We start from the raw sequence: 19,289 nt of genomic DNA, 5'->3' as shown, positions 1-19,289 counted from the left end.
TGACCCGTGCCCCGTCAGTCCGCCAGCGCCTCGTAGCCGGTAAGAAAGTGTGGGCCGATGTAACGCTGCGGCAGCGCGTATTCTTCCGGATACTCCACCTGCACCAGGTAGAGGCCGTAAGGGTGCGCGGTCACCCCACCGTCACGGCGGTTGCGCCCTTCCAGCACCTCGCGGGCCCACGCCACCGGACGCTCGCCGGCGCCGATGGTCATCAGCACGCCGGCGATGTTGCGCACCATGTGGTGCAGGAACGCGGTGGCGCGCACGTCCAGCACGATCATCCGCCCGTGGCGGGTCACGCGCAGGTGGTGGATGTGCTTGATCGGCGACTTGGCCTGGCACTGGCTGGCGCGGAAGGCGCTGAAATCATGGGTCCCCAGCAGATACTGCGCGGCCTCGGCCATGCGCTCGACGTCAAGCGGGCGGTGATTCCAGGTCACTTCCTCGGCCAGGTGCGCCGGGCGGATCGGATCGTTGTAGATGACGTAGCGATAGCGCCGCGCGGTGGCCTTGAAGCGGGCATGGAAGTGCGCCGGCATGGGCGCCGACCAGACCACGCTGATGTCGTGGGGCAGGTTGAAGTTGGTGCCCAGGGTCCAGGCACGCTCGTCGCGCACGGCGCGGGTGTCGAAATGCACGATCTGCCCGCAGCCATGGACGCCGGCATCGGTACGCCCGGCGCAGATCACCGAGATCGGCTCGTTGGCCACCGTCGACAGCGCCTGCTCCAGGGCCTGCTGGACACTGGGCACGCCACTGGCCTGGCGTTGCCAGCCGCGGTAGCGCGAGCCTTTGTATTCCACGCCCAGGGCGATGCGGGTGTAGCCTTCGGCGGCCGACTCGGCGGCGGCGGTGTCGATGATGTCCAAGAGCGGCAAACCTGATGCTGAAACGAAAGACGGGAGTATACCGGCAAACCGCGCGGAGGCCGAAATGATCGCGGGGCAAGCCCGCTCCCACGTGTTCTGTGGGAGTGGGCTTGCCCCGCGCTGTGCTACGTCGCCTCAGACCAGGCGCGAGAGCATCTCGTTGGCTTCCTGGCGCTGACTGTCGTCGCCGTCCTTGACCACTTCATCGAGGATGTCACGGGCGCCCTGATGGTCCCCCATGTCGATGTAGGCGCGAGCCAGGTCGAGCTTGGTGGCCACTTCGTCCGCGCCGGAGAAGAAATCGAAGTCCAGGTCGTCCAGCGGCTCGGGCTCCAGCGCCGCGTCCTCGGCGGTGAACTGCGGCTCTGGCGTCGCTGCCGGGATATCGAGGTTCTGCGACAGCTTGTCGAGCTCGGCGTTGACGTCGTCCAGTTCCGAGGCGAAGTTCTTGGCCGCCGGCGAGTCATCGTCCAGCGACAGCGACAGGTCGAAGTCCTCGGGCAGTTCCAGCTCGGAGATCGGGTCGAACTCCGGAATGGCCTCGAAGGCCGCCAGTTCGGCCGCCACGTCCACCGGGGCTTCCTCGCTGCTGGCCGGGGCCACCGGTTCTTCGGCGACATCCAGGTCGAACTCGGCCAGGTCGTCGACATTCTGCGGCGTCGCCTGGGCCTGAGCGAGCAAGGCCTCGAAGTCGTCGTCGGCATCGGTTTCGGCGATGGCAGGCACAGGCTCGGCCTCGGCCTGAACCTCAGGCGCCTCGACAGCCAGGTCCTCGAGACCGGCCAGGTCCAGGTGATCATCTACCGGCAGGTCATCACCCAGGCTCAGGTCGAAGGCACTGTCCAGGTCGGTCTCGTCGACCACAGGCTCAGGCTGGGCCGCCACGACCGGCTCCACGACGAGTTCCGGCGCGCTTTCGCCCAGCTCCAGCGCCTTGTCCTGCAGCAGGTCCTGGACATACTGCTCGTCCAGCTCGGCGGCCAGGGCGGCTGCACCGGCAGCGCCTGCCGCCACCGCCGCGACACCCAGCATGGCTGGGAAGCGCTCCTTGAGCGCGGCGACCTCGGCCTGGTTCGCATCATTGACCGCCAACTTGCGTTCCTGACCGGCGAAAGCATCCTGGTCGCCCTGGCGGGCATAGACTTCCATCAGCTTCAGGCGCAGATCGCTGCGCTGCGGTTCGGAGGCCACCGCCGCTTCCAGCAGGTCGGCGGCATGGTTGAGCCGGCCACGGGCCAGGCTGTCGTCCACTTCGGCCAGCAGCGCGGCGCGCGGATCGACCGCTGGCGCGGCGGCTTCGACGGGGGCCGCAGGTTTTTCCGCAGCCACGGCCGCAGCAGCCGAGGCCGCCACCACCGCTGGCGACAGGGTCACGGTCGGCGCCGACACGTCGAGACCTTCGAAGCTGCTGGGCGGCAGCTCCAGGTCAGGGCCACGCTCGCTGTCCTCGACCAGGGCACGCGCCATGCGCAGGTGCTTTTCGGCTTCCTGCTGGGCCTTGCGCTTGCGCGCCAGGAGCAGCAGCAACAACAGCAGGACCAGGAACGCGGAACCGGCGATCAGGCCCAGCAGCAGCGGATTGCCCAACAACTGGTCGAGCATGCCGGGCTCTTCGCTGGCCGGTGCTTCGGCGGCCACATCCTGCGGCGCGGTGTCGGCGGCGGCGGGCGCCGGAGCGACCACCGGCTCGGCCGGGGTCAGCTGGGCGTTCACCGCCGGTTGCGCCGGCGCCGGCTCGCCCGGCAGCGCGCCGGCCGGCGGCTGCGGTGCCGCGGCGCCCTGGGCCTCCAGGCGCGCCAGTTGGTCGTTCTTCAGCTCGATCAGACGCTGCAGCTTGTCCAGCTGGCTCTGCAAGTCGACCATGCGGCTCTTGAGTTCTTCGTTGTCGCGACGGCTGGTGTCGAGGCTTTCCTGGGCCACGGCCAGCTTGTCGCCGAGCGCCTTGGCCTCACCGGCCGCGCCCTTGCCGCCTGGTGCCACCAGGCGCAGGTTGTCGCCCTGGGCGATGCGTGCCGGCGCGGCGCCGGCCTCGCCACGGCGGGTGGCGTCCAGTTGCCGTGCACGCGGGCCAAGGCGACGGCCTTCGCGCCAGGCGGCGTACTGCTCGGCCACTTCACGGTTGGCCTGGGCCTGGGGAATGCTCTGCACCTGCTGCTGATCGGGCAGGCGCAGGACCTGGCCGATCTTGAGCTGGTTGATGTTGTTGCCGATGAAGGCATCCGGATTCAGCGCCTGGATCGCCAGCATGGTCTGCTGGATCGAGCCGCCGTTGCTGTTGCGCGCGGCGATCTGCCAGAGGGTGTCGCGGCGCTTGGTGGTGTAGCTGCCCGCGCTGACCGCCGGGTTGATATTGGCCTGGGTCGGCTGGCTACCCTGGGCCTGGGCCTGGTCGAGCAGCACGCTGTAGTCGCGCAGCAGACGGCCCTGGGGCCACATGACCTGGACCAGGAACTTGACCACCGGCTCCGGCAACGCCTTGCTGGAGGTGACCCGCAGCACGCTCTTGCCGTTGGGGTTGATCACCGGCGTGAACGTGAGGTCTTCGAGGTACGGTGGGAAGGCCACCCCTGCCTTGGCGAACTCTTCCGGCGACGCCAGGCTGGGCGCCATCTGCGCCGCGGTGAGGTCACGCACATCGAGCAGTTCGATCTCGGCATCCAGCGGCTGGTTCTGCGCCGACTTGAGGGTCAGCTCGCCCAACCCCAGAGCGTTCGCCACGCCGGACGACAGCGCCGAGGCTGCAGCGATCGCCAGAACCAGTTTGCGAATTCGAAGCATGAACTCTTCCCTTGTATGAAGCGTCCCGAAAACCTTTGCGCGGTTCAGGACAAAATTGCTCGCAGTATCTTTTACGCCATGTGTTTTATCAACAATTGTGCCGCCTGCACGGCATTCAGCGCCGCGCCCTTGCGCACATTGTCGGTGGTCAGCCACAGATTCAGCTGCTGGTCTTCATCGACACCATGGCGTACACGACCAACATAGACCACGTCCTGGCCCACTGCGTCCCCCACTGGTGTCGGATAATCGCCCGCTTCGACCAACTCGATGCCGTCGGCGGCTTCCAGCGCGGCGTTGACGGCCGCCAGATCGACCGGATTACGGCTTTGCACGGCGACACTGAAGCTATCGCCGAAAAACACCGGGACTTGAATGCAGGTCACGGAAATCTTCAGCTGTGGCAGGTCGAGCACCTGGCGCAGCTCGCCGACCAGGCGGCGCTCCACGGCCGTGTGGCCCTGTTCATCGGGGGTGCCGACCTGGGGCAGCAGGTTGAAGGCGACCTGGCGGTCGAAGAAGCGCGGCTCCAGCGGGCGTGCGTTGAGCAACTCGGCGGTCTGCCGGGCGAGCTCGCTGACGGCCTCCCTGCCCTGCTCCGAAACCGCGAGGCAGGCATTGACCTGCACGCGCTCGATATCGAGCAGCCCCTTGAGCGGCGCCAGCGCCACGGCCAGGGCCACCGCGCCGGCGCTCGGGCTGGTGATCAGTGCGGGCCGAGCGAGTTCGGCGATGCGCTCGCCATTGGCTTCCGGAACCAGCACGGTGGCGCCGTCCAGGGCGCCGGACAGGTCGATCACCGCGCAACCGGCGGCGATGGCCTTGGGCGCGAAGCTGCGGCTCACGGCGGGGCTGGCGGCGAAGAACACCAGTTGCGCCTGGGTGAAGTCGAAGCTGTCAACTTCGCGGACTTTCAGCTTCTTGCCGGCGAACATGACGCTGCTGCCGGCGGATTCCATGCTGGCCAGCAGGTGCAGGGTGGAGACCGGGAAGGCCACTTCCTCGAGGATCTGGACGAGGGATTCACCGACGGTGCCGGTGGCGCCGACTACGGCGATGTCTAGGGCGGGGGTGGACATGGGATCGGTTCCTTTCTGCGGGGTACGGCGGGGGAGCGGCACTTTACTTGGATTGTGGGGTGGGAGGTAGGTTCGGGTTCGGGTTCGGGTTCGGGTTCGGGTTCGGGTTCGGGTTCGGGTTCGGGTTCGGGTTCGGGTTCGGGTTCGGGTTCGGGTTCGGGTTCGGGTTCAAGAGTGTGGGTTTTGATTTATTTATGCGCATTCATTGGCGATGTCGACGCATTATCACCCTTCCGCCCTTACGGCGGCCTACTTTTCTCGTGGGAAAAGTAGGCAAAACCGTTCGGCTCCGTTCATACGGCCCCTGCGCTTCGCTCCGGGGTTCCCTCGCTCCGTTCTTGCTCCCGGGAGGACCGCGCTGAACGCCCCATCCTGGGGCGCAGCGCTTGACGGCCATCCATGGCCGTCACCTCCCTACGCAAGAACTCCGCTCGGCCTCCTGAAGTCGCAATTGGCGGCGCCTGGACTATCGCGCGCTTAGAAGCAAGAGCGAGAGCGAGAGCGAGAGCGAGAGCGAGAAGTTCGAAGTTAGTTGTTTGACTTTTAGATATGTATTGACCACCCCGCGATATGATCGAGAGATTAATTAAAATTTCAACTAGCGACAGCTGCGCCAGCCCAGGCGCCGCCCGTATCTTGCGCGACTTCAGGAGGCCGAGCGCAGGCCTTGCGGAGGGAGGCGACGGCCATGGATGGCCGTCGAGCACTGCGGGCCATGGATGGCCCGTCAGTGCGGTCCTCCCGGGAGCAAGGCCGGAGCGAGGGAACCCCGGAGCGAAGCGCAGGGGCCGGATGAACGAGCGCGCGGTTTTGCTTACTTTTGCCAAGACAAAAGTAAGTCGCCGCAAGGCGAAACAGCGATATCAGCGTCGCCGCTGAAAAAGAATCCGAACAAACCCCTCAAAACAACCAACAACCAACAACCAACAACCAACAACCAACAACCAACAACCAATCTAACACCAATAAAAAAACCCGCATCACTCACGCAACACGGGCTCTTCAAAAACCAAACTCAAACCACCCAGATCACCGCTCCAGCAGAATCCGCAACATCCGCCGCAGCGGCTCCGCAGCCCCCCACAGCAGCTGGTCGCCAACGGTGAAGGCCCCAAGGTACTGCGACCCCATGTTCAGCTTGCGCAAACGCCCGACCGGCACGTTCAGGGTCCCGGTCACCTGGGTAGGACTCAGCTCCTGCATGCTGATCTCCCGCTGGTTAGGCACCAATTTCACCCAGGGATTGTGCTGGCTGATCATGCCTTCGATGTCCGCCAAAGGCACATCCTTGTTCAGCTTGATGGTCAGCGCCTGGCTGTGGCAACGCATCGCGCCGATCCGCACGCAGATACCGTCGACCGGAATTGGGCTCTTGAAGCGCCCCAGGATCTTGTTGGTCTCGGCCTGGGCCTTCCACTCTTCACGGCTCTGCCCGTTCGGCAGCTCCTTGTCGATCCAGGGGATCAGGCTGCCAGCCAGCGGCACGCCGAAGTTGTCGGTCGGGAAGCCCTCGCCACGCATGGCTTCGGCCACCTTGCGATCGATGTCAAGGATCGCGCTGGCCGGGTTGGCCAAGTCGTCGGCGACCGCCGCATGGATACCGCCCATCTGCTTGATCAGCTCACGCATATTCTGCGCGCCGGCGCCCGAGGCCGCCTGGTAGGTCATGGCGCTCATCCACTCGACCAGGCCAGCCTCGAACAGGCCGCCAAGGCCCATCAGCATCAGGCTGACGGTGCAGTTGCCGCCGATGTAGTTCTTGGTGCCCGCGTCCAACTGCTGGTCGATGACCTTGCGGTTGACCGGGTCGAGGATGATCACCGCGTCGTCCTGCATGCGCAGGGACGAGGCCGCGTCGATCCAGTAGCCCTGCCAGCCGGCTTCGCGCAGCTTGGGGAAGACTTCGTTGGTGTAGTCGCCGCCCTGGCAGGTCAGGATCACGTCGAGGGTCTTGAGCTCGTCGATGCTGTAGGCGTCCTTGAGCGGGCCAGTGTCCTTGCCCACGTTCGGGCCCTGGCCACCGACGTTGGAGGTGGTGAAGAACACAGGCTCGATCAGGTCGAAGTCCTGCTCTTCGAGCATCCGCTGCATGAGCACGGAACCGACCATTCCACGCCAACCGATCAGACCTACACGTTTCATCGCAACTACACCTTTGCTAAAAGTGGGCCGCCACCGGGAGTTTTTGGTGGCGGGCCAGAGAGATTACAGATTCCGCAGCGCTGCGACTACTGCGTCGCCCATTTCCTGCGTACCCACCTTGCGGCAGCCCTCGGAGAAGATGTCGCCGGTGCGCAGGCCCTGGTCCAGCACCCGGCTCACCGCCTGCTCGATCGCCTCGGCGGCGGCCGTCTGGTTGAAGCTGTAGCGCAGCATCATCGACACCGAGAGAATGGTCGCCAACGGGTTGGCGATGCCCTGCCCGGCGATGTCCGGCGCCGAACCGTGGCACGGCTCGTACATGCCCTTGTTGTCGGCATCCAGCGACGCCGACGGCAGCATGCCGATGGATCCGGTGAGCATGGAAGCCTCATCCGACAGGATGTCGCCGAACATGTTGTCGGTCACCACCACGTCGAACTGCTTGGGCGCGCGCACCAGTTGCATGGCGGCGTTGTCCACGTACATGTGGCTCAACTCGACGTCCGGGTAGTCCTTGGCCACCTCTTCGACCACTTCGCGCCACAACTGGCTGGACGCCAGGACGTTGGCCTTGTCCACCGAGCACAGCTTCTTGCCGCGCACGCGGGCCATGTCGAAGCCGACACGGGCAATACGGCGCACTTCGCTCTCGCTGTAGGGCAGGGTGTCGTAGGCCTGGCGCTCGCCGCCTTCCAGCTCGCGCTGACCGCGTGGCGCGCCAAAATAGATGCCGCCGGTCAGCTCGCGGACGATGAGGATGTCCAGCCCTGAAACGATCTCGGGCTTGAGCGACGAGGCATCGGCCAACTGCGGATAGAGGATGGCCGGGCGCAGGTTGGCGAACAGGCCCAGTTGCGAACGGATCTTCAGCAGGCCGCGCTCCGGACGGATGTCACGCTCGATCTTGTCCCACTTCGGACCGCCCACGGCGCCCAGCAGCACGGCGTCGGCCTGGCGCGCGCGCGCCAGGGTCTCGTCGGCCAGCGGCACGCCGTGCTTGTCGATGGCCGCGCCACCGATCACGTCGTGGGTGAGGCTCAAGCCGAGCTGGAACTTGTCGTTGGCCAGTTCCAGCACCTTGACCGCCTCGGCCATGATTTCCGGGCCGATGCCGTCACCTGGGAGAATCAGAATCTGCTTGCTCATGCGTTCCTCTATCCAATCAAGCGGCGCGCCTCGCAGGCGCGCCGAAGTACTTCAGTGTCCAATGCCCCTTTGCGCGGGGCAAGCAGTCAATCACGCGTCGCGGAACAACCACGGCTGGCTGGCGCGGTGCTTGCCCTCGAACGCCTTGATCGCGTCGCTGTCCTGCAGGGTCAGGCCGATATCGTCCAGGCCGTTGAGCAGGCAGTGCTTGCGGAACGCGTCGATCTCGAACTTCAGTACCTTGCCGTCCGGGCGGGTCACGGCCTGGGCCTCGAGGTCGATGGTCAGCTGGTAACCCGGGTTGGCCTCGACCTGCTGGAACAGCTCGTCGACCTCGGCAGCGTCGAGAATGATCGGCAACAGGCCGTTCTTGAAGCTGTTGTTGAAGAAGATGTCGGCGAAGCTCGGCGCGATCACACTGCGAAAACCGTACTCGTCGAGCGCCCACGGGGCGTGCTCACGGCTCGAGCCGCAGCCGAAGTTCTCCCGCGCCAGCAACACGCTGGCACCCTGGTAACGCGCATGGTTGAGCACGAAATCCTGGTTCAACGGCCGCTTGCTGTTGTCCTGGTAAGGCTGGCCGACATCCAGGTAGCGCCACTCGTCGAACAGGTTGGGGCCGAAGCCGGTGCGCTTGATCGACTTGAGGAACTGCTTGGGAATGATCTGGTCGGTGTCGACGTTGGCACGATCCAATGGCGCGACAAGACCGGTGTGCTGGGTAAAGGCTTTCATGCTGCGCTCCCTTGGATCAACTCGCGGACATCGATGAAGTGGCCGGTCACCGCGGCGGCGGCGGCCATGGCCGGGCTGACCAGGTGGGTACGGCCACCGGCGCCCTGGCGGCCTTCGAAGTTGCGGTTGGAGGTGGACGCGCAGTGCTCGCCGCTCTCCAGGCGGTCCGGGTTCATCGCCAGGCACATCGAGCAGCCCGGTTCACGCCACTCGAAACCGGCCTCGAGGAAGATCTTGTCCAGCCCTTCGCGCTCGGCCTGGGCCTTGACCAGGCCCGAGCCCGGCACTACCAGTGCCTGCTTGACGTTGGCGGCAACCTTGCGGCCCTTGGCGATCTCGGCGGCGGCGCGCAGGTCTTCGATGCGCGAGTTGGTGCACGAGCCGATGAACACGCGGTCAAGCTTGATCTCGGTGATCGCCTGATTGGCGGCCAGGCCCATGTACTTGAGGGCGCGCTCGATCGAGCCGCGCTTGATCAGGTCGGGCTCGGCGGCCGGGTCCGGCACGCGCTGGTCGACGGCCAGAACCATCTCCGGCGATGTACCCCAGCTGACCTGCGGCTTGATCTGCGCGGCGTCGAGCTCGACCACCGTGTCGAACACGGCGTCGGCGTCGGACACCAGGCCTTTCCAGGCCTCGACGGCCTGCGTCCACTGCTCGCCCTTCGGCGCGTACGGACGGCCTTCGACATAGGCGATCGTGGTGCCGTCGACAGCCACCAGGCCTACCCGGGCACCGGCTTCGATGGACATGTTGCAGATGGTCATGCGGCCTTCCATCGACAGCTCGCGGATGGCGCTGCCGGCGAACTCCATGGCGTGGCCGTTGCCGCCGGCGGTGCCGATCTTGCCGATCACGGCGAGGACGATGTCCTTGGCGGTGACGCCGGCGGGCAATTCACCCTCGACGCGCACCAACATGTTCTTCATTTTCTTGGCCACCAGGCACTGGGTGGCGAGCACATGCTCGACCTCGGAGGTGCCGATGCCATGGGCCAGGGCGCCGAACGCGCCGTGGGTGGAGGTGTGCGAGTCGCCGCAGACCACGGTCATGCCCGGCAAGGTCGCGCCCTGCTCCGGGCTGATGACATGGACGATACCCTGACGCTCGTCATTCATCTTGAATTCGACGATGCCATATTCGTCACAGTTCTCATCGAGGGTCTGCACCTGAAGGCGCGACACCTGGTCGACGATGGCCTCGATACCGCCCTTGCGCTCCGGCGTGGTCGGCACGTTGTGGTCGGGTGTGGCGATATTGGCGTCGATGCGCCAGGGTTTGCGGCTGGCCAGGCGCAGGCCTTCGAAAGCCTGGGGCGAAGTCACTTCATGGATGATGTGGCGGTCGATGTAGATCAAGGAGGAGCCGTCATCGCGGCGCTTGACCTCATGAGCTTCCCAGAGTTTGTCGTAGAGCGTTTTGCCAGCCATCAGACTGTTCCTCATCAGCGTCTTTCTATGCCAAAGACCCCTTGGCTTGTACGGACGATGCTATGGCGATAGATTGAATAACTCAAATTCATAATTTTTATACTTTGCATAACTATTGGGAATTCAAATAGATGGACCTGGCCAACCTCAGCGCTTTCATCGCCATCGCCGAAACCGGTAGTTTTTCCGGGGCGGGCGAACGCCTGCACCTGACCCAGCCGGCCATCAGCAAGCGCATAGCCGGCCTCGAGCAGCAACTGGACGTGCGCCTGTTCGACCGCCTGGGCCGCGAGGTCACCCTCACCGAGGCCGGTCGCGCCCTGCTGCCCCGCGCCTACCAGATCCTCAACGTACTCGATGATACCCGCCGCGCCCTGACCAACCTCACTGGGGCGGTGAGCGGTCGCCTGACGCTGGCCACCAGCCATCACATCGGCCTGCACCGCCTGCCGCCACTGCTGCGCGCCTTTACCCGCCAGTACCCGGCGGTGGCCCTGGATATCCAGTTCCTCGACTCGGAGGCGGCCTACGACGAGGTGCTGCACGGTCGCGCCGAGATTGCGGTGATCACCCTGGCGCCCGAGCCACACCATTTAGTGCGGGCTGTGCCGGTGTGGGACGACGCCCTGGACTTCGTCGCCTCGCCCGAGCACCCACTGGCCAGCAACGGCGCGGTCAGCCTGGCCGACGTGGCACGCCACCCGGCGGTGTTCCCCGGCGGCAACACCTTCACCCACCATATCGTCCAGCGCCTGTTCGAAAGCCAGGGCCTGGTCCCGAACATCGCCATGAGTACCAACTACCTGGAAACCATCAAGATGATGGTGTCGATCGGCCTGGCGTGGAGCGTGCTGCCACGTACTATGCTCGATGAACAGGTGGCGCCCATCGCCCTGCCCGGCATACAGCTGTCACGCCAGCTAGGCTACATACTGCATACCGAACGCACGCTGTCGAACGCGGCCAGGGCTTTCATGGCCCTGCTCGACAGCCATGCAGGGTCCGCCTGACCGCTCGTCAGTACGGCATGACATCCACAAGGACGCGTTTTCCGCCAAAGGTCTGGTACCGATGCCCAAATCAGCAAACCGCTTTCCGCGCCTGCCACGCATCCCTGCGGCCGATCCCCAGGAATCGGAGCTGGCCTGGCAGAACGCTCCCCAGCTGCTGGCCGCGCTCAACGGCGCGCGCCTGGGCGCCTGGCTGTGGGACATCGAAAGTGGCCGGGTGAGCTGGTCACGGGGCACCCAGGCACTGTTCGGCTTCGATCCGCAGCGCCCGCTACCCAACGACGTCGACTACCTGGACTTGCTTCCCGAGGAAGACCGCGCCCGCACCCGCCAGGCATTCCAGGCCGTGGTCAACGGCGAGCCAGTGGAACAGGCCATGCGCCACCGCATCCGCTGGCCCGATGGCAGCGTGCACTGGCTGGAGATCAACGGCAGCCTGACCCACGATCCCCACGGCCGGCCACAGATGATCGGGGTCATTCGCGAGATCACCCGCCAGCGCGAGCGGGAATCCGCGCTGATCAATTCGGAAAAGCGCTTCGCCACCCTGTTCCACCTCAGCCCCAACGCCATCCTCCTGACCCGCCGCCACGACGGCATGATCATCGAGGTCAACCAGCATTTCGAGCACATGTTCGGCTGGCCGGGCGCCCAGGTGGTCGGCAAGACCAGCCTGGAGCTGGGTTTGTGGGTCAATCCCGAGCAGCGCCACCTGGTGATGGACGCCACCCGCGCCGGCAGCGGCCCATTGACCTTGGAGGTGCAGTTCCGCGCCACCAGCGGCAAGATCCACGACGGCATCCTCTGCACCCAGGGCATCGAACTCGAAGGCGTCACCTACCTGATCAGCACCTTCGTCGATACCACCGAGCGCAAACGCGCCGAGCAGGCGCTCAAGGACAGCCAGGAGCGCCTCGACCTGGCCCTGGACTCTGCCCAGCTCGGCACCTGGGATTGGCACATCCCCAGCGGCATGCTCTATGGCTCAGCCCGCGCCGCCCAGCTGCACGGGCTGGACCCGGTACCTTTCCACGAATCGTTCGAGGCCTTCTTCGAAGGCGTGCCCGAGCACGAGCGCAGCGCCATGCGCCAGGCCTATCGCAGCCTGCGTGAGGGGCCGGCAGGCAACTACCAGATCACCTACCGCGTGCAGCTGGACAACGGCGCCTCGCGCTATATCGAAAGCCGCGCCCGACTGTACCGCGACGACCACGGCAATCCCCTGCGCATGGCCGGTACCCTGCTCGACATCACCGACCAGGTCGAACGCGAACAGCGCCTGAGCGCCTCGGAAGAAAAATTCGCCAGCCTGTTCCAGGTCAGCCCCGACCCGATCTGCGTGACCCGCCAGGACACCGGCCAGTTCATCGAGATCAACCCGGCCTTCAGCCAGACCTTCGGCTGGAACCCGGAGCAGATCCTCGGCCAGACCGCCGAGGAGATCGGCCTGTGGGCCGAATCGGCCGAACGCGCCCAGCGCATCGAGCGGGTGATCCGCGACCAGGCCCTGAGCAATGTGGCGGTGGTGGTCAACCACCGCAACGGCACGCCGCTGACCTGCGTGATCTCGAGCCGCCTGATCAGTGTCGACAGCCAGCCCTGCAGCGTCACCACGCTGCGCGACATCACCCAGCAGCAACGCGCCGAGGCGGCGCTCAAGTCCAGCGAAGAAAAATTCGCCAAGGCATTCCACTCCAGCCCCGACGCCATCACCATCACCGAACGCCAGAGCGGGCGCTACGTGGAGGTCAACGACGGCTTCAGCCGGCTGACCGGCTACAGCCCCGAGGAAGTGGTGGGTCGCACGGTCTACGAAATCGGCATCTGGGCCGATGAAAAACAGCGTGCCGCCCTGCTCAACGAGCTGCGCGAGCGCGGCCGGGTGCATCACCGCGAGATGCTCGGGCGCAACAAACGTGGCGACATCCTCACGGTGGAGGTCTCGGTGGAGCCGATCAGCCTCAACGAAACCGACTGCCTGCTACTCACCGCCCGCGATGTCAGCCTGCTGAAGAATGCCCAGGCGCAAATCCGCCACCTGGCCTACCACGACCCGCTGACCAACCTGCCCAACCGCGCCCTGCTGATGGACCGCCTGAGCCAGCAGATCGCGCTGCTCAAGCGCCACAACCTGCGCGGCGCGCTGCTGTTCCTCGACCTCGATCACTTCAAGCACATCAACGACTCCCTCGGCCATCCGGTAGGCGACACGGTGCTAAAGATCATCACCGCCCGCCTCGAGGCCAGCGTGCGCCTGGAGGACACCGTGGCGCGCCTGGGCGGCGACGAGTTCGTGGTACTGCTCAGCGGCCTGGAGGGCAGCCGCGAGGTGGTGGAAAGCCGGGTTCGCGAACTGGCCGACACCTTGCGTGAGCTGCTGGCCGAGCCAATGTCGCTGGACGGGCAGCGCCTGCAGGTGACGCCGAGCATCGGCGTGGCCCTGATCCCCGACCATGGCACCACCCCCGCCGATCTGCTCAAACGCGCCGACATTGCCCTGTATCGGGCCAAGGACTCAGGACGCAACGCCACCCAGCTGTTCCACACCACCATGCAGAAGGCCGCCAGCGAGCGCCTGCGCATGGAAAGCGACCTACGCCTGGCGCTGGCCCGGGGTGAACTGGCCCTGCACTTCCAGCCCCAGGTCGATGCCCGCGACAACCGCATCGTCGGCGCCGAGGTGCTGCTGCGCTGGCACCATCCGCAGTTGGGCCAGCAACCGCCGGCGCAGTTCATCCAGGTGCTGGAGGAAAGCGGCCTGATCCTCGAAGTCGGCAGCTGGATCCTCGACGAGGCCTGCGATGCCTGCTCGCACATGCTCGCGGACGGCCTGATCGACGCCGACGACTTCAGCCTGTGTGTCAACATCAGCCCGCGGCAGTTCCGCCAGAACGACTTCGTCGAGCGGGTCCTGCGCAGCCTCGACGACTACCGCCTGCCGCGGCGCATGCTGACGCTGGAGATCACCGAAGGCATCGTCATCCAGAACCTGGAGGACACCATCAGCAAGATGCGCGAACTCAAGGGCTACGGCGTGAGCTTCGCCATGGACGACTTCGGCACGGGGTATTCCTCGCTCACCTACCTCAAGCGCCTGCCGGTGGACGCGCTGAAGATCGACCAGACCTTCGTGCGCGACGCGCCGGTCGACCCCAACGACGCCGAGATCGTCCGCGCCATCGTCGCCATGGCACGCAGCCTGGAACTGGCGGTGATTGCCGAAGGCGTGGAGCTGACCGAGCAGCTGGAGTTCCTTGAGCGGCTGGGTTGCCACCTTTACCAGGGCTATCTGCACAGCCGACCGCTGCCGTTGCCGGAGTTCCGTCAGATGCTGCTGGAGGCGCCGGCGGATTACTGAACTGGCCTGGTAACAGTTCACGCATGGCGTGGGAGCGGGCTTGCCCCGCGATTGCGGTATGAGACCCAGCATTGCAATCGCGGGACAAGCCCGCTCCCACGCCAGTCAAAGGGCATTCATCCCCGGCACAAAGCAGAAAGGGCACCCGAAGGTGCCCTTTCTTTCATCCCGCCGAACTCAGTTCAGCGCCGGCTTTTCGCCGTTGATCGGGATGCGCTTGGCCTTGGCTTCTTCCGGCACAATGCGCAGCAGTTCGATGCTGAGCAGGCCGTTGGCCAGGCCCGCGCCCTTGACCTCGATATGGTCGGCCAGGCGGAACGACAGCTTGAAGGCGCGCTGGGCAATGCCCTGGTGCAGGAAGGTGACGCCTTCGCTGGCGTTGTCGCGCTTGCCGCCGGTCACGGTCAGGACGCCTTTTTCGACTTGCAGGTCGAGGTCCTGTTCCTGGAAGCCGGCCGCGGCGACCACGATGCGATAGTGGTCATCGCCATGCTTTTCCACGTTGTAGGGCGGGTAGCTGCTACCAGCCTCGTTACGGGCGGCGGCTTCGAACAGGTCGTTGAAACGGTCGAAACCGACGGAGTTGCGGAAAAGCGGTGCAAGAGAGAAAGCGGTAGTCATGGTCATTAACTCCTGAGATTCAGCAAGTAAAGTCGCTACGCGACCCGACTTCGGCATCGCGTACTCAAGAGATAGGTCCTGGCAAAAGGCTTTCAAGGGCTGGCATGAAAAAATTTTCGACTGGGTATGGTTTCGTGGGAGCGGGCTTGCCCCGCGAAAGCGCCGACTCAGGCGACACAAGCCTCAACGGCGCGCATCTTCACGCCCAGCAACTCACTGATCCGCTGGCAGTCATCCTCTCGACGCAACTCAGCGAACAGCGCCACCGCCTCGGGATAGCCACGGGTCAACATCGCCAGCCACTGCTTCATTCGCCCCGGCGCGTAGCGCGGCGACAGCTTGTCCTGGGCCTGGCGCCAGAACTCGCGCAGCAGTGGCAGCAACTCATCCCAGCTCATCGGCTGGTACTCGACGCCATCGCGGGCCGCGGCGATCTGCAGCGCCAGGTCCGGGCGCGACACCAGCCCGCGCCCCAGCATGATGTCCTTGGCACCGCTGACTTCGCGGCAGCGCCGCCAGTCGTCGACCGTCCAGATCTCGCCATTGGCGAACACCGGCACCGCGACCACATCCTGCACCCGCGCCACCCACTCCCAATGGGCCGGCGGCTTGTAGCCCTCGACCTTGGTCCGCGCATGCACCACCAGGTGCGCCGAGCCGCCTTCGGCCAGCGCCCTGGCGCAGTCCAGCGCGCCGTCGGGGCTGTCGTAGCCCAGGCGCATCTTCGAGGTCACCGGGATATGCGCCGGCACCGCGCGCCGCACCTCGCGGACAATGGCATGCAGCAGCTCGGGCTCCTTGAGCAGCACCGCCCCGCCCCGAGACTTGTTGACGGTCTTGGCCGGGCAGCCGAAGTTCAGGTCGATGACCGGCGCGCCCAGCTCGCAGGCCAGGGCCGCATTTTCAGCCAGGCACACCGGATCCGAGCCGAGCAATTGCACGCGCATCGGCACGCCGGCGGCGGTGCGCGCGCCCTGGCGCAGCTCCGGCGCCAGCTTGTCGAACGACGACGCCGGCAGCAGGCGGTCGCAGACGCGGATGAACTCGGTGACGCACCAATCGATGCCGCCCACCCGGGTCAGGACGTCGCGCAGGATGTTGTCGACCAGCCCCTCCATCGGGGCCAGGGCAATTTGCATTTCAGGGTCTCGCCACGCAAAAGGCGGCAGTCTAGCAAAAAAACGCCGCGCTTCAGCGGCCGGTCAGCGCCGGACCGTAACCATCGAGGAATTGCGCCGGCATGCGCTTGGGCTTGCCGCTGGACAGCTCGATGCAGGCGAAGGTGGTCTGCGCCCGCAGCAAGGTGACGCCGTCACTCGGGCGCTTGAGCTGGAAGCGCCGGGTCATGCGCAGGCGCTGGTCCCAGTCGACGATCCAGGTGGCCAGCTGCAGCTCGTCGTCCTCATAGGCGGCGGCGAGGTAGTCGATTTCATGGCGGACCACCGCCATCGCCCGGTCCAGCCGGCGATACTCGGCCAGGTCCAGCCCCAGGCGCTGGGAATGGCGCCAGGCACAGCGCTCAAGCCAGGTGACATAGACGGCGTTGTTGGCGTGACCGAGGCCGTCGATGTCCTCGCTGCCGACGCGTAGGTCGATGATGAATGGTGCTGCCAGATCCCAGCTCATGCCCGCTCCCGGTGTTCAGTGACCGGGCAGAGTGTAACGGATGCTCAGGCGCTTTGCCGCGCGCGTTGGCTGGAGCGCGCCAGCAGCTCCATCACCGCCTCGCCCAGGCGCGGGTCGGCCAACACCCGCTGATGGCCGCCCTCTTCCAGCAGCAGCAAGCGGCTGTCGAACCAGGCTTGGTGAATTACCGGCGCCTCGCCGGCCGGCACCACCGGATCGTCCTCGGCATGCACCACCAGGCCCGGCACATCCAGCTGATAGCCACTGACATCCAGGCGCGCCACCTGCACGCCGACATCCCGCTCCACCTGACGGATGAATGCGGCCCTGGCCCGGGCCGGCAGGCCAAGACGCCGGGCGAAGCCACGCAGCACGCCAAGCAGGCGTGCCGGCGCGGCGATGCTGACTGCCGCATCGGTGCGCAGCCCCCATTGCAGGGCCAGCAACAGGCTGGCGCCGCCCATGGAGTGGCCAATCACCGCCCGCAACGGCGGCAGCTCGGCGGCGGCCTCCAGCAAAGCGCGAGCGAACGCCACCACATGCGCCTGCTCGCCGGGCGAGCGCCCATGGGCCGGCCCTTCCAGCGACACCACGGTGTGGCCGCTGTCGACCAGCCGCTCGATCAACGCCGCGAACTGGGTCGGGCGCCCTTCCCAGCCATGCATCAGCAACACCGTCGGCCCCTGCCCCCAGCGCAGCGCCGACAGCCCGAAACGCAGGGTGATGCGCTCGGCGCGGGCCAGCAGCGGCAGCTCCCAGGTTTTGGGCGGCAAGGCGCGCGGCGTCATGAAGGCACGGCGCATCTTGCCGGCGACATGCTCGGGGACCAGGTGGCCGAGAGTGCCATTGACGCCACGAATCCAGCTCAGGGTAGTCATCGCCTTGCTCCAGGGTCAGGTTGCTCAGATCACCGCCGACTTGGCGGCGCGCAGGATACGGTCGGACAGTTCGCCATCGCCCAGGGCACGGGCCACGGCCAGGCCACCCACCATCAGGGCGAAATCGGCGAGCGCCTTGTCGATGTCTTCGGGTCGATCGACCATCTGTGCGGTCATCAACTCGATGTGTTCGGCCAACACGTTGCGAAACGCCTCCGGCAGGCGTTGCATCTCGCTCAGTGCATTGGGAATCGGGCACGCCTGCACCTCGGAATCACGGTGCTTGCGCGACAGGTAGAAAGCCGCCACCAGGGCCCGGCGCTCGGCGCCGTCAAGGGCGGGATCGAGCTGGGCGAGCAAGGCGCGGCGCTCGCCGAGCAACTGGCTGAACGCCTCGAGCATGAGCTCGTCCTTGCTGTCGAAGTGGGCATAGAAGCCGCCGACCGTCAGCCCCGCGGCGCCCATGACCTGGCTGACGCTCGGCTCGGCCGGCCCCTGTTGCACCAACGCGCTGCGGGCGGCATCGAGGATGCGTTCGCGGGTCTTGCTCTTCTTGTCGCTCATGGCTCACCTCAAAACATTATGGCCATCATATTATGCTCACAATATTTTCTGGCAAGCGGAATCTACGGCCATGGATCGGCGCAGCGACAGTTTTCGGGAGGCAGAAAAAACAAAAGGCCCATTCAATAATCGAATGAGCCTTATAAGCCCTGCAAAACGCAGGTAAAAAATTGGCGTCCCCTAGGGGACTCGAACCCCTGTTACCGCCGTGAAAGGGCGGTGTCCTAGGCCACTAGACGAAGGGGACTTTAACCTTCGTGCCGACTCGCTGCTGCGAATCGTGGCAAATTGGTGGAGCTAAGCGGGATCGAACCGCTGACCTCCTGCATGCCATGCAGGCGCTCTCCCAGCTGAGCTATAGCCCCGAGTAAAACAAATAACTCACCGATCTGGATGATGAGCTATTCAACGCCCGCAAACGCGGGTAAAAGTGGCGTCCCCTAGGGGACTCGAACCCCTGTTACCGCCGTGAAAGGGCGGTGTCCTAGGCCACTAGACGAAGGGGACTTTAACCTTCGTGCCGACCCGCTTTCGCGAATCGCGGCAAAATTGGTGGAGCTAAGCGGGATCGAACCGCTGACCTCCTGCATGCCATGCAGGCGCTCTCCCAGCTGAGCTATAGCCCCGGATTTCTAGCCTCGCGGCCCAGCGACATTTTAAACATCGCTTGTGTGAAACTGGCGTCCCCTAGGGGACTCGAACCCCTGTTACCGCCGTGAAAGGGCGGTGTCCTAGGCCACTAGACGAAGGGGACGAACCTTCTTACCTTCAAGACCCGTTTGCTGGAACCGGTCTTGCCTGACGGCCTTGGCCATCAGTCGGAATTTGGTGGAGCTAAGCGGGATCGAACCGCTGACCTCCTGCATGCCATGCAGGCGCTCTCCCAGCTGAGCTATAGCCCCACAATGTCGCTTTGAACCGAAGCGCTGGCTGGGTGCCTGGCGTTTCGTTTTCGTTCATCGCTGTGGACGGGGCGCATATTAAGATCGGATTGCAGGGCTGTCAAACGAATTTTTGAAAATATTCAAAATTTTTTTCACAGATAACAATCAC

14 protein-coding genes and 6 tRNA genes are annotated in these 19,289 nt (G+C 65.2%); 2 read left to right on the top strand and 18 right to left on the bottom strand.

Features of this window, described 5'->3' with window-relative positions; genetic code table 11:
• Window positions 1-14: 14 nt before the first annotated feature.
• The 7 genes from truA to leuC all read right to left on the bottom strand — a co-directional run bounded on the left by truA (window position 15) and on the right by leuC (window position 10,179).
• Window positions 15-869: a tRNA pseudouridine(38-40) synthase TruA gene (gene truA, locus AC25M7_RS07810; RefSeq protein WP_062363739.1), complete on the bottom strand. Its 855-nt coding sequence runs from the start codon at window positions 867-869 to the stop codon at window positions 15-17.
• 135 nt (window positions 870-1,004) lie between these two features.
• A complete protein-coding gene (locus AC25M7_RS07805) occupies window positions 1,005-3,647 on the bottom strand; it encodes a FimV/HubP family polar landmark protein (protein ID WP_236248670.1) in 2,643 nt (880 codons plus the stop codon).
• 71 nt (window positions 3,648-3,718) lie between these two features.
• Window positions 3,719-4,726 (bottom strand): aspartate-semialdehyde dehydrogenase, encoded by a 1,008-nt coding sequence (locus AC25M7_RS07800; protein ID WP_182323469.1) that lies wholly within the window; start codon window positions 4,724-4,726, stop codon window positions 3,719-3,721.
• A gap of 1,029 nt (window positions 4,727-5,755) precedes the next feature.
• Window positions 5,756-6,868, bottom strand: a complete 1,113-nt coding sequence (gene asd, locus AC25M7_RS07795; protein WP_028690434.1) for an aspartate-semialdehyde dehydrogenase — start codon at window positions 6,866-6,868, stop codon at window positions 5,756-5,758.
• 63 nt (window positions 6,869-6,931) lie between these two features.
• On the bottom strand, window positions 6,932-8,014 hold the full coding sequence (gene leuB / locus AC25M7_RS07790; RefSeq protein WP_028690433.1) for a 3-isopropylmalate dehydrogenase: 1,083 nt from the start codon (window positions 8,012-8,014) through the stop codon (window positions 6,932-6,934).
• Between the two features lie 90 nt (window positions 8,015-8,104).
• Window positions 8,105-8,749: a 3-isopropylmalate dehydratase small subunit gene (gene leuD / locus AC25M7_RS07785; RefSeq protein ID WP_028690432.1), complete on the bottom strand. Its 645-nt coding sequence runs from the start codon at window positions 8,747-8,749 to the stop codon at window positions 8,105-8,107.
• Window positions 8,746-10,179: a 3-isopropylmalate dehydratase large subunit gene (leuC, locus tag AC25M7_RS07780; protein WP_028690431.1), complete on the bottom strand. Its 1,434-nt coding sequence runs from the start codon at window positions 10,177-10,179 to the stop codon at window positions 8,746-8,748. The genes leuD and leuC overlap by 4 nt, the downstream gene beginning before the upstream one ends.
• Window positions 10,180-10,310: 131 nt before the next feature.
• Between leuC and AC25M7_RS07775 the strand changes: the two genes are divergently transcribed.
• Window positions 10,311-11,189: a LysR family transcriptional regulator gene (locus AC25M7_RS07775; protein WP_028690430.1), complete on the top strand. Its 879-nt coding sequence runs from the start codon at window positions 10,311-10,313 to the stop codon at window positions 11,187-11,189.
• 61 nt (window positions 11,190-11,250) lie between these two features.
• Window positions 11,251-14,547, top strand: a complete 3,297-nt coding sequence (locus AC25M7_RS07770) for a PAS domain S-box protein (RefSeq protein WP_028690429.1) — start codon at window positions 11,251-11,253, stop codon at window positions 14,545-14,547.
• Between the two features lie 177 nt (window positions 14,548-14,724).
• Here AC25M7_RS07770 and AC25M7_RS07765 read toward each other — a convergent pair whose 3' ends face one another.
• The 11 genes from AC25M7_RS07765 to AC25M7_RS07715 all read right to left on the bottom strand — a co-directional run bounded on the left by AC25M7_RS07765 (window position 14,725) and on the right by AC25M7_RS07715 (window position 19,138).
• On the bottom strand, window positions 14,725-15,168 hold the full coding sequence (locus AC25M7_RS07765) for an Hsp20 family protein (RefSeq protein ID WP_028690428.1): 444 nt from the start codon (window positions 15,166-15,168) through the stop codon (window positions 14,725-14,727).
• A 167-nt stretch (window positions 15,169-15,335) separates the two neighbouring features.
• Complete coding sequence (locus tag AC25M7_RS07760) at window positions 15,336-16,307, bottom strand: tRNA dihydrouridine synthase (RefSeq protein ID WP_028690427.1); 972 nt, start codon at window positions 16,305-16,307, stop codon at window positions 15,336-15,338.
• 52 nt (window positions 16,308-16,359) lie between these two features.
• Window positions 16,360-16,794, bottom strand: coding sequence for an acyl-CoA thioesterase (locus AC25M7_RS07755; protein WP_028690426.1), 435 nt, complete (start codon window positions 16,792-16,794; stop codon window positions 16,360-16,362).
• A gap of 44 nt (window positions 16,795-16,838) precedes the next feature.
• Window positions 16,839-17,672 carry an alpha/beta fold hydrolase gene (locus AC25M7_RS07750; protein WP_088852341.1) on the bottom strand — a complete coding sequence of 278 codons (834 nt, stop codon included), beginning with the start codon at window positions 17,670-17,672 and terminating at the stop codon, window positions 16,839-16,841.
• A 24-nt stretch (window positions 17,673-17,696) separates the two neighbouring features.
• Entirely contained in the window at window positions 17,697-18,236 is a 540-nt protein-coding gene (locus tag AC25M7_RS07745) for a TetR/AcrR family transcriptional regulator (RefSeq protein ID WP_028690424.1), read from the bottom strand.
• Window positions 18,237-18,407: 171 nt separating this feature from the next.
• Window positions 18,408-18,483 (bottom strand) — tRNA-Glu (locus tag AC25M7_RS07740).
• Between the two features lie 42 nt (window positions 18,484-18,525).
• Window positions 18,526-18,601: transfer RNA gene (locus AC25M7_RS07735), tRNA-Ala, on the bottom strand.
• A 66-nt stretch (window positions 18,602-18,667) separates the two neighbouring features.
• Window positions 18,668-18,743 (bottom strand) — tRNA-Glu (locus tag AC25M7_RS07730).
• 43 nt (window positions 18,744-18,786) lie between these two features.
• Window positions 18,787-18,862 (bottom strand) — tRNA-Ala (locus AC25M7_RS07725).
• A gap of 52 nt (window positions 18,863-18,914) precedes the next feature.
• Window positions 18,915-18,990: transfer RNA gene (locus AC25M7_RS07720), tRNA-Glu, on the bottom strand.
• 72 nt (window positions 18,991-19,062) lie between these two features.
• Window positions 19,063-19,138: transfer RNA gene (locus AC25M7_RS07715), tRNA-Ala, on the bottom strand.
• Window positions 19,139-19,289: the final 151 nt, after the last annotated feature.

It is taken from the genome of Pseudomonas sp. P106(2024) (genome assembly GCF_057480815.1).
The sequence above is the reverse complement of the archived record's forward strand: the minus strand, read 5'-3'. Positions and strand labels throughout refer to the sequence as shown.

Bases quoted from the DNA above. Each gene is read 5' to 3' on its own strand.
- leuB (WP_028690433.1), bottom strand. From the start codon at position 8,014: ATGAGCAAGCAGATTCTGATTCTCCCAGGTGACGGCATCGGCCCGGAA.
- AC25M7_RS07775 (WP_028690430.1), top strand. From the start codon at position 10,311: ATGGACCTGGCCAACCTCAGCGCTTTCATCGCCATCGCCGAAACCGGT.
- AC25M7_RS07805 (WP_236248670.1), bottom strand. From the start codon at position 3,647: ATGCTTCGAATTCGCAAACTGGTTCTGGCGATCGCTGCAGCCTCGGCG.
- AC25M7_RS07765 (WP_028690428.1), bottom strand. From the start codon at position 15,168: ATGACTACCGCTTTCTCTCTTGCACCGCTTTTCCGCAACTCCGTCGGT.
- AC25M7_RS07745 (WP_028690424.1), bottom strand. From the start codon at position 18,236: ATGAGCGACAAGAAGAGCAAGACCCGCGAACGCATCCTCGATGCCGCC.
- asd (WP_028690434.1), bottom strand. From the start codon at position 6,868: ATGAAACGTGTAGGTCTGATCGGTTGGCGTGGAATGGTCGGTTCCGTG.
- AC25M7_RS07800 (WP_182323469.1), bottom strand. From the start codon at position 4,726: ATGTCCACCCCCGCCCTAGACATCGCCGTAGTCGGCGCCACCGGCACC.
- AC25M7_RS07750 (WP_088852341.1), bottom strand. From the start codon at position 17,672: ATGACTACCCTGAGCTGGATTCGTGGCGTCAATGGCACTCTCGGCCAC.
- leuC (WP_028690431.1), bottom strand. From the start codon at position 10,179: ATGGCTGGCAAAACGCTCTACGACAAACTCTGGGAAGCTCATGAGGTC.
- leuD (WP_028690432.1), bottom strand. From the start codon at position 8,749: ATGAAAGCCTTTACCCAGCACACCGGTCTTGTCGCGCCATTGGATCGT.
- AC25M7_RS07760 (WP_028690427.1), bottom strand. From the start codon at position 16,307: ATGCAAATTGCCCTGGCCCCGATGGAGGGGCTGGTCGACAACATCCTG.
- AC25M7_RS07755 (WP_028690426.1), bottom strand. From the start codon at position 16,794: ATGAGCTGGGATCTGGCAGCACCATTCATCATCGACCTACGCGTCGGC.
- AC25M7_RS07770 (WP_028690429.1), top strand. From the start codon at position 11,251: ATGCCCAAATCAGCAAACCGCTTTCCGCGCCTGCCACGCATCCCTGCG.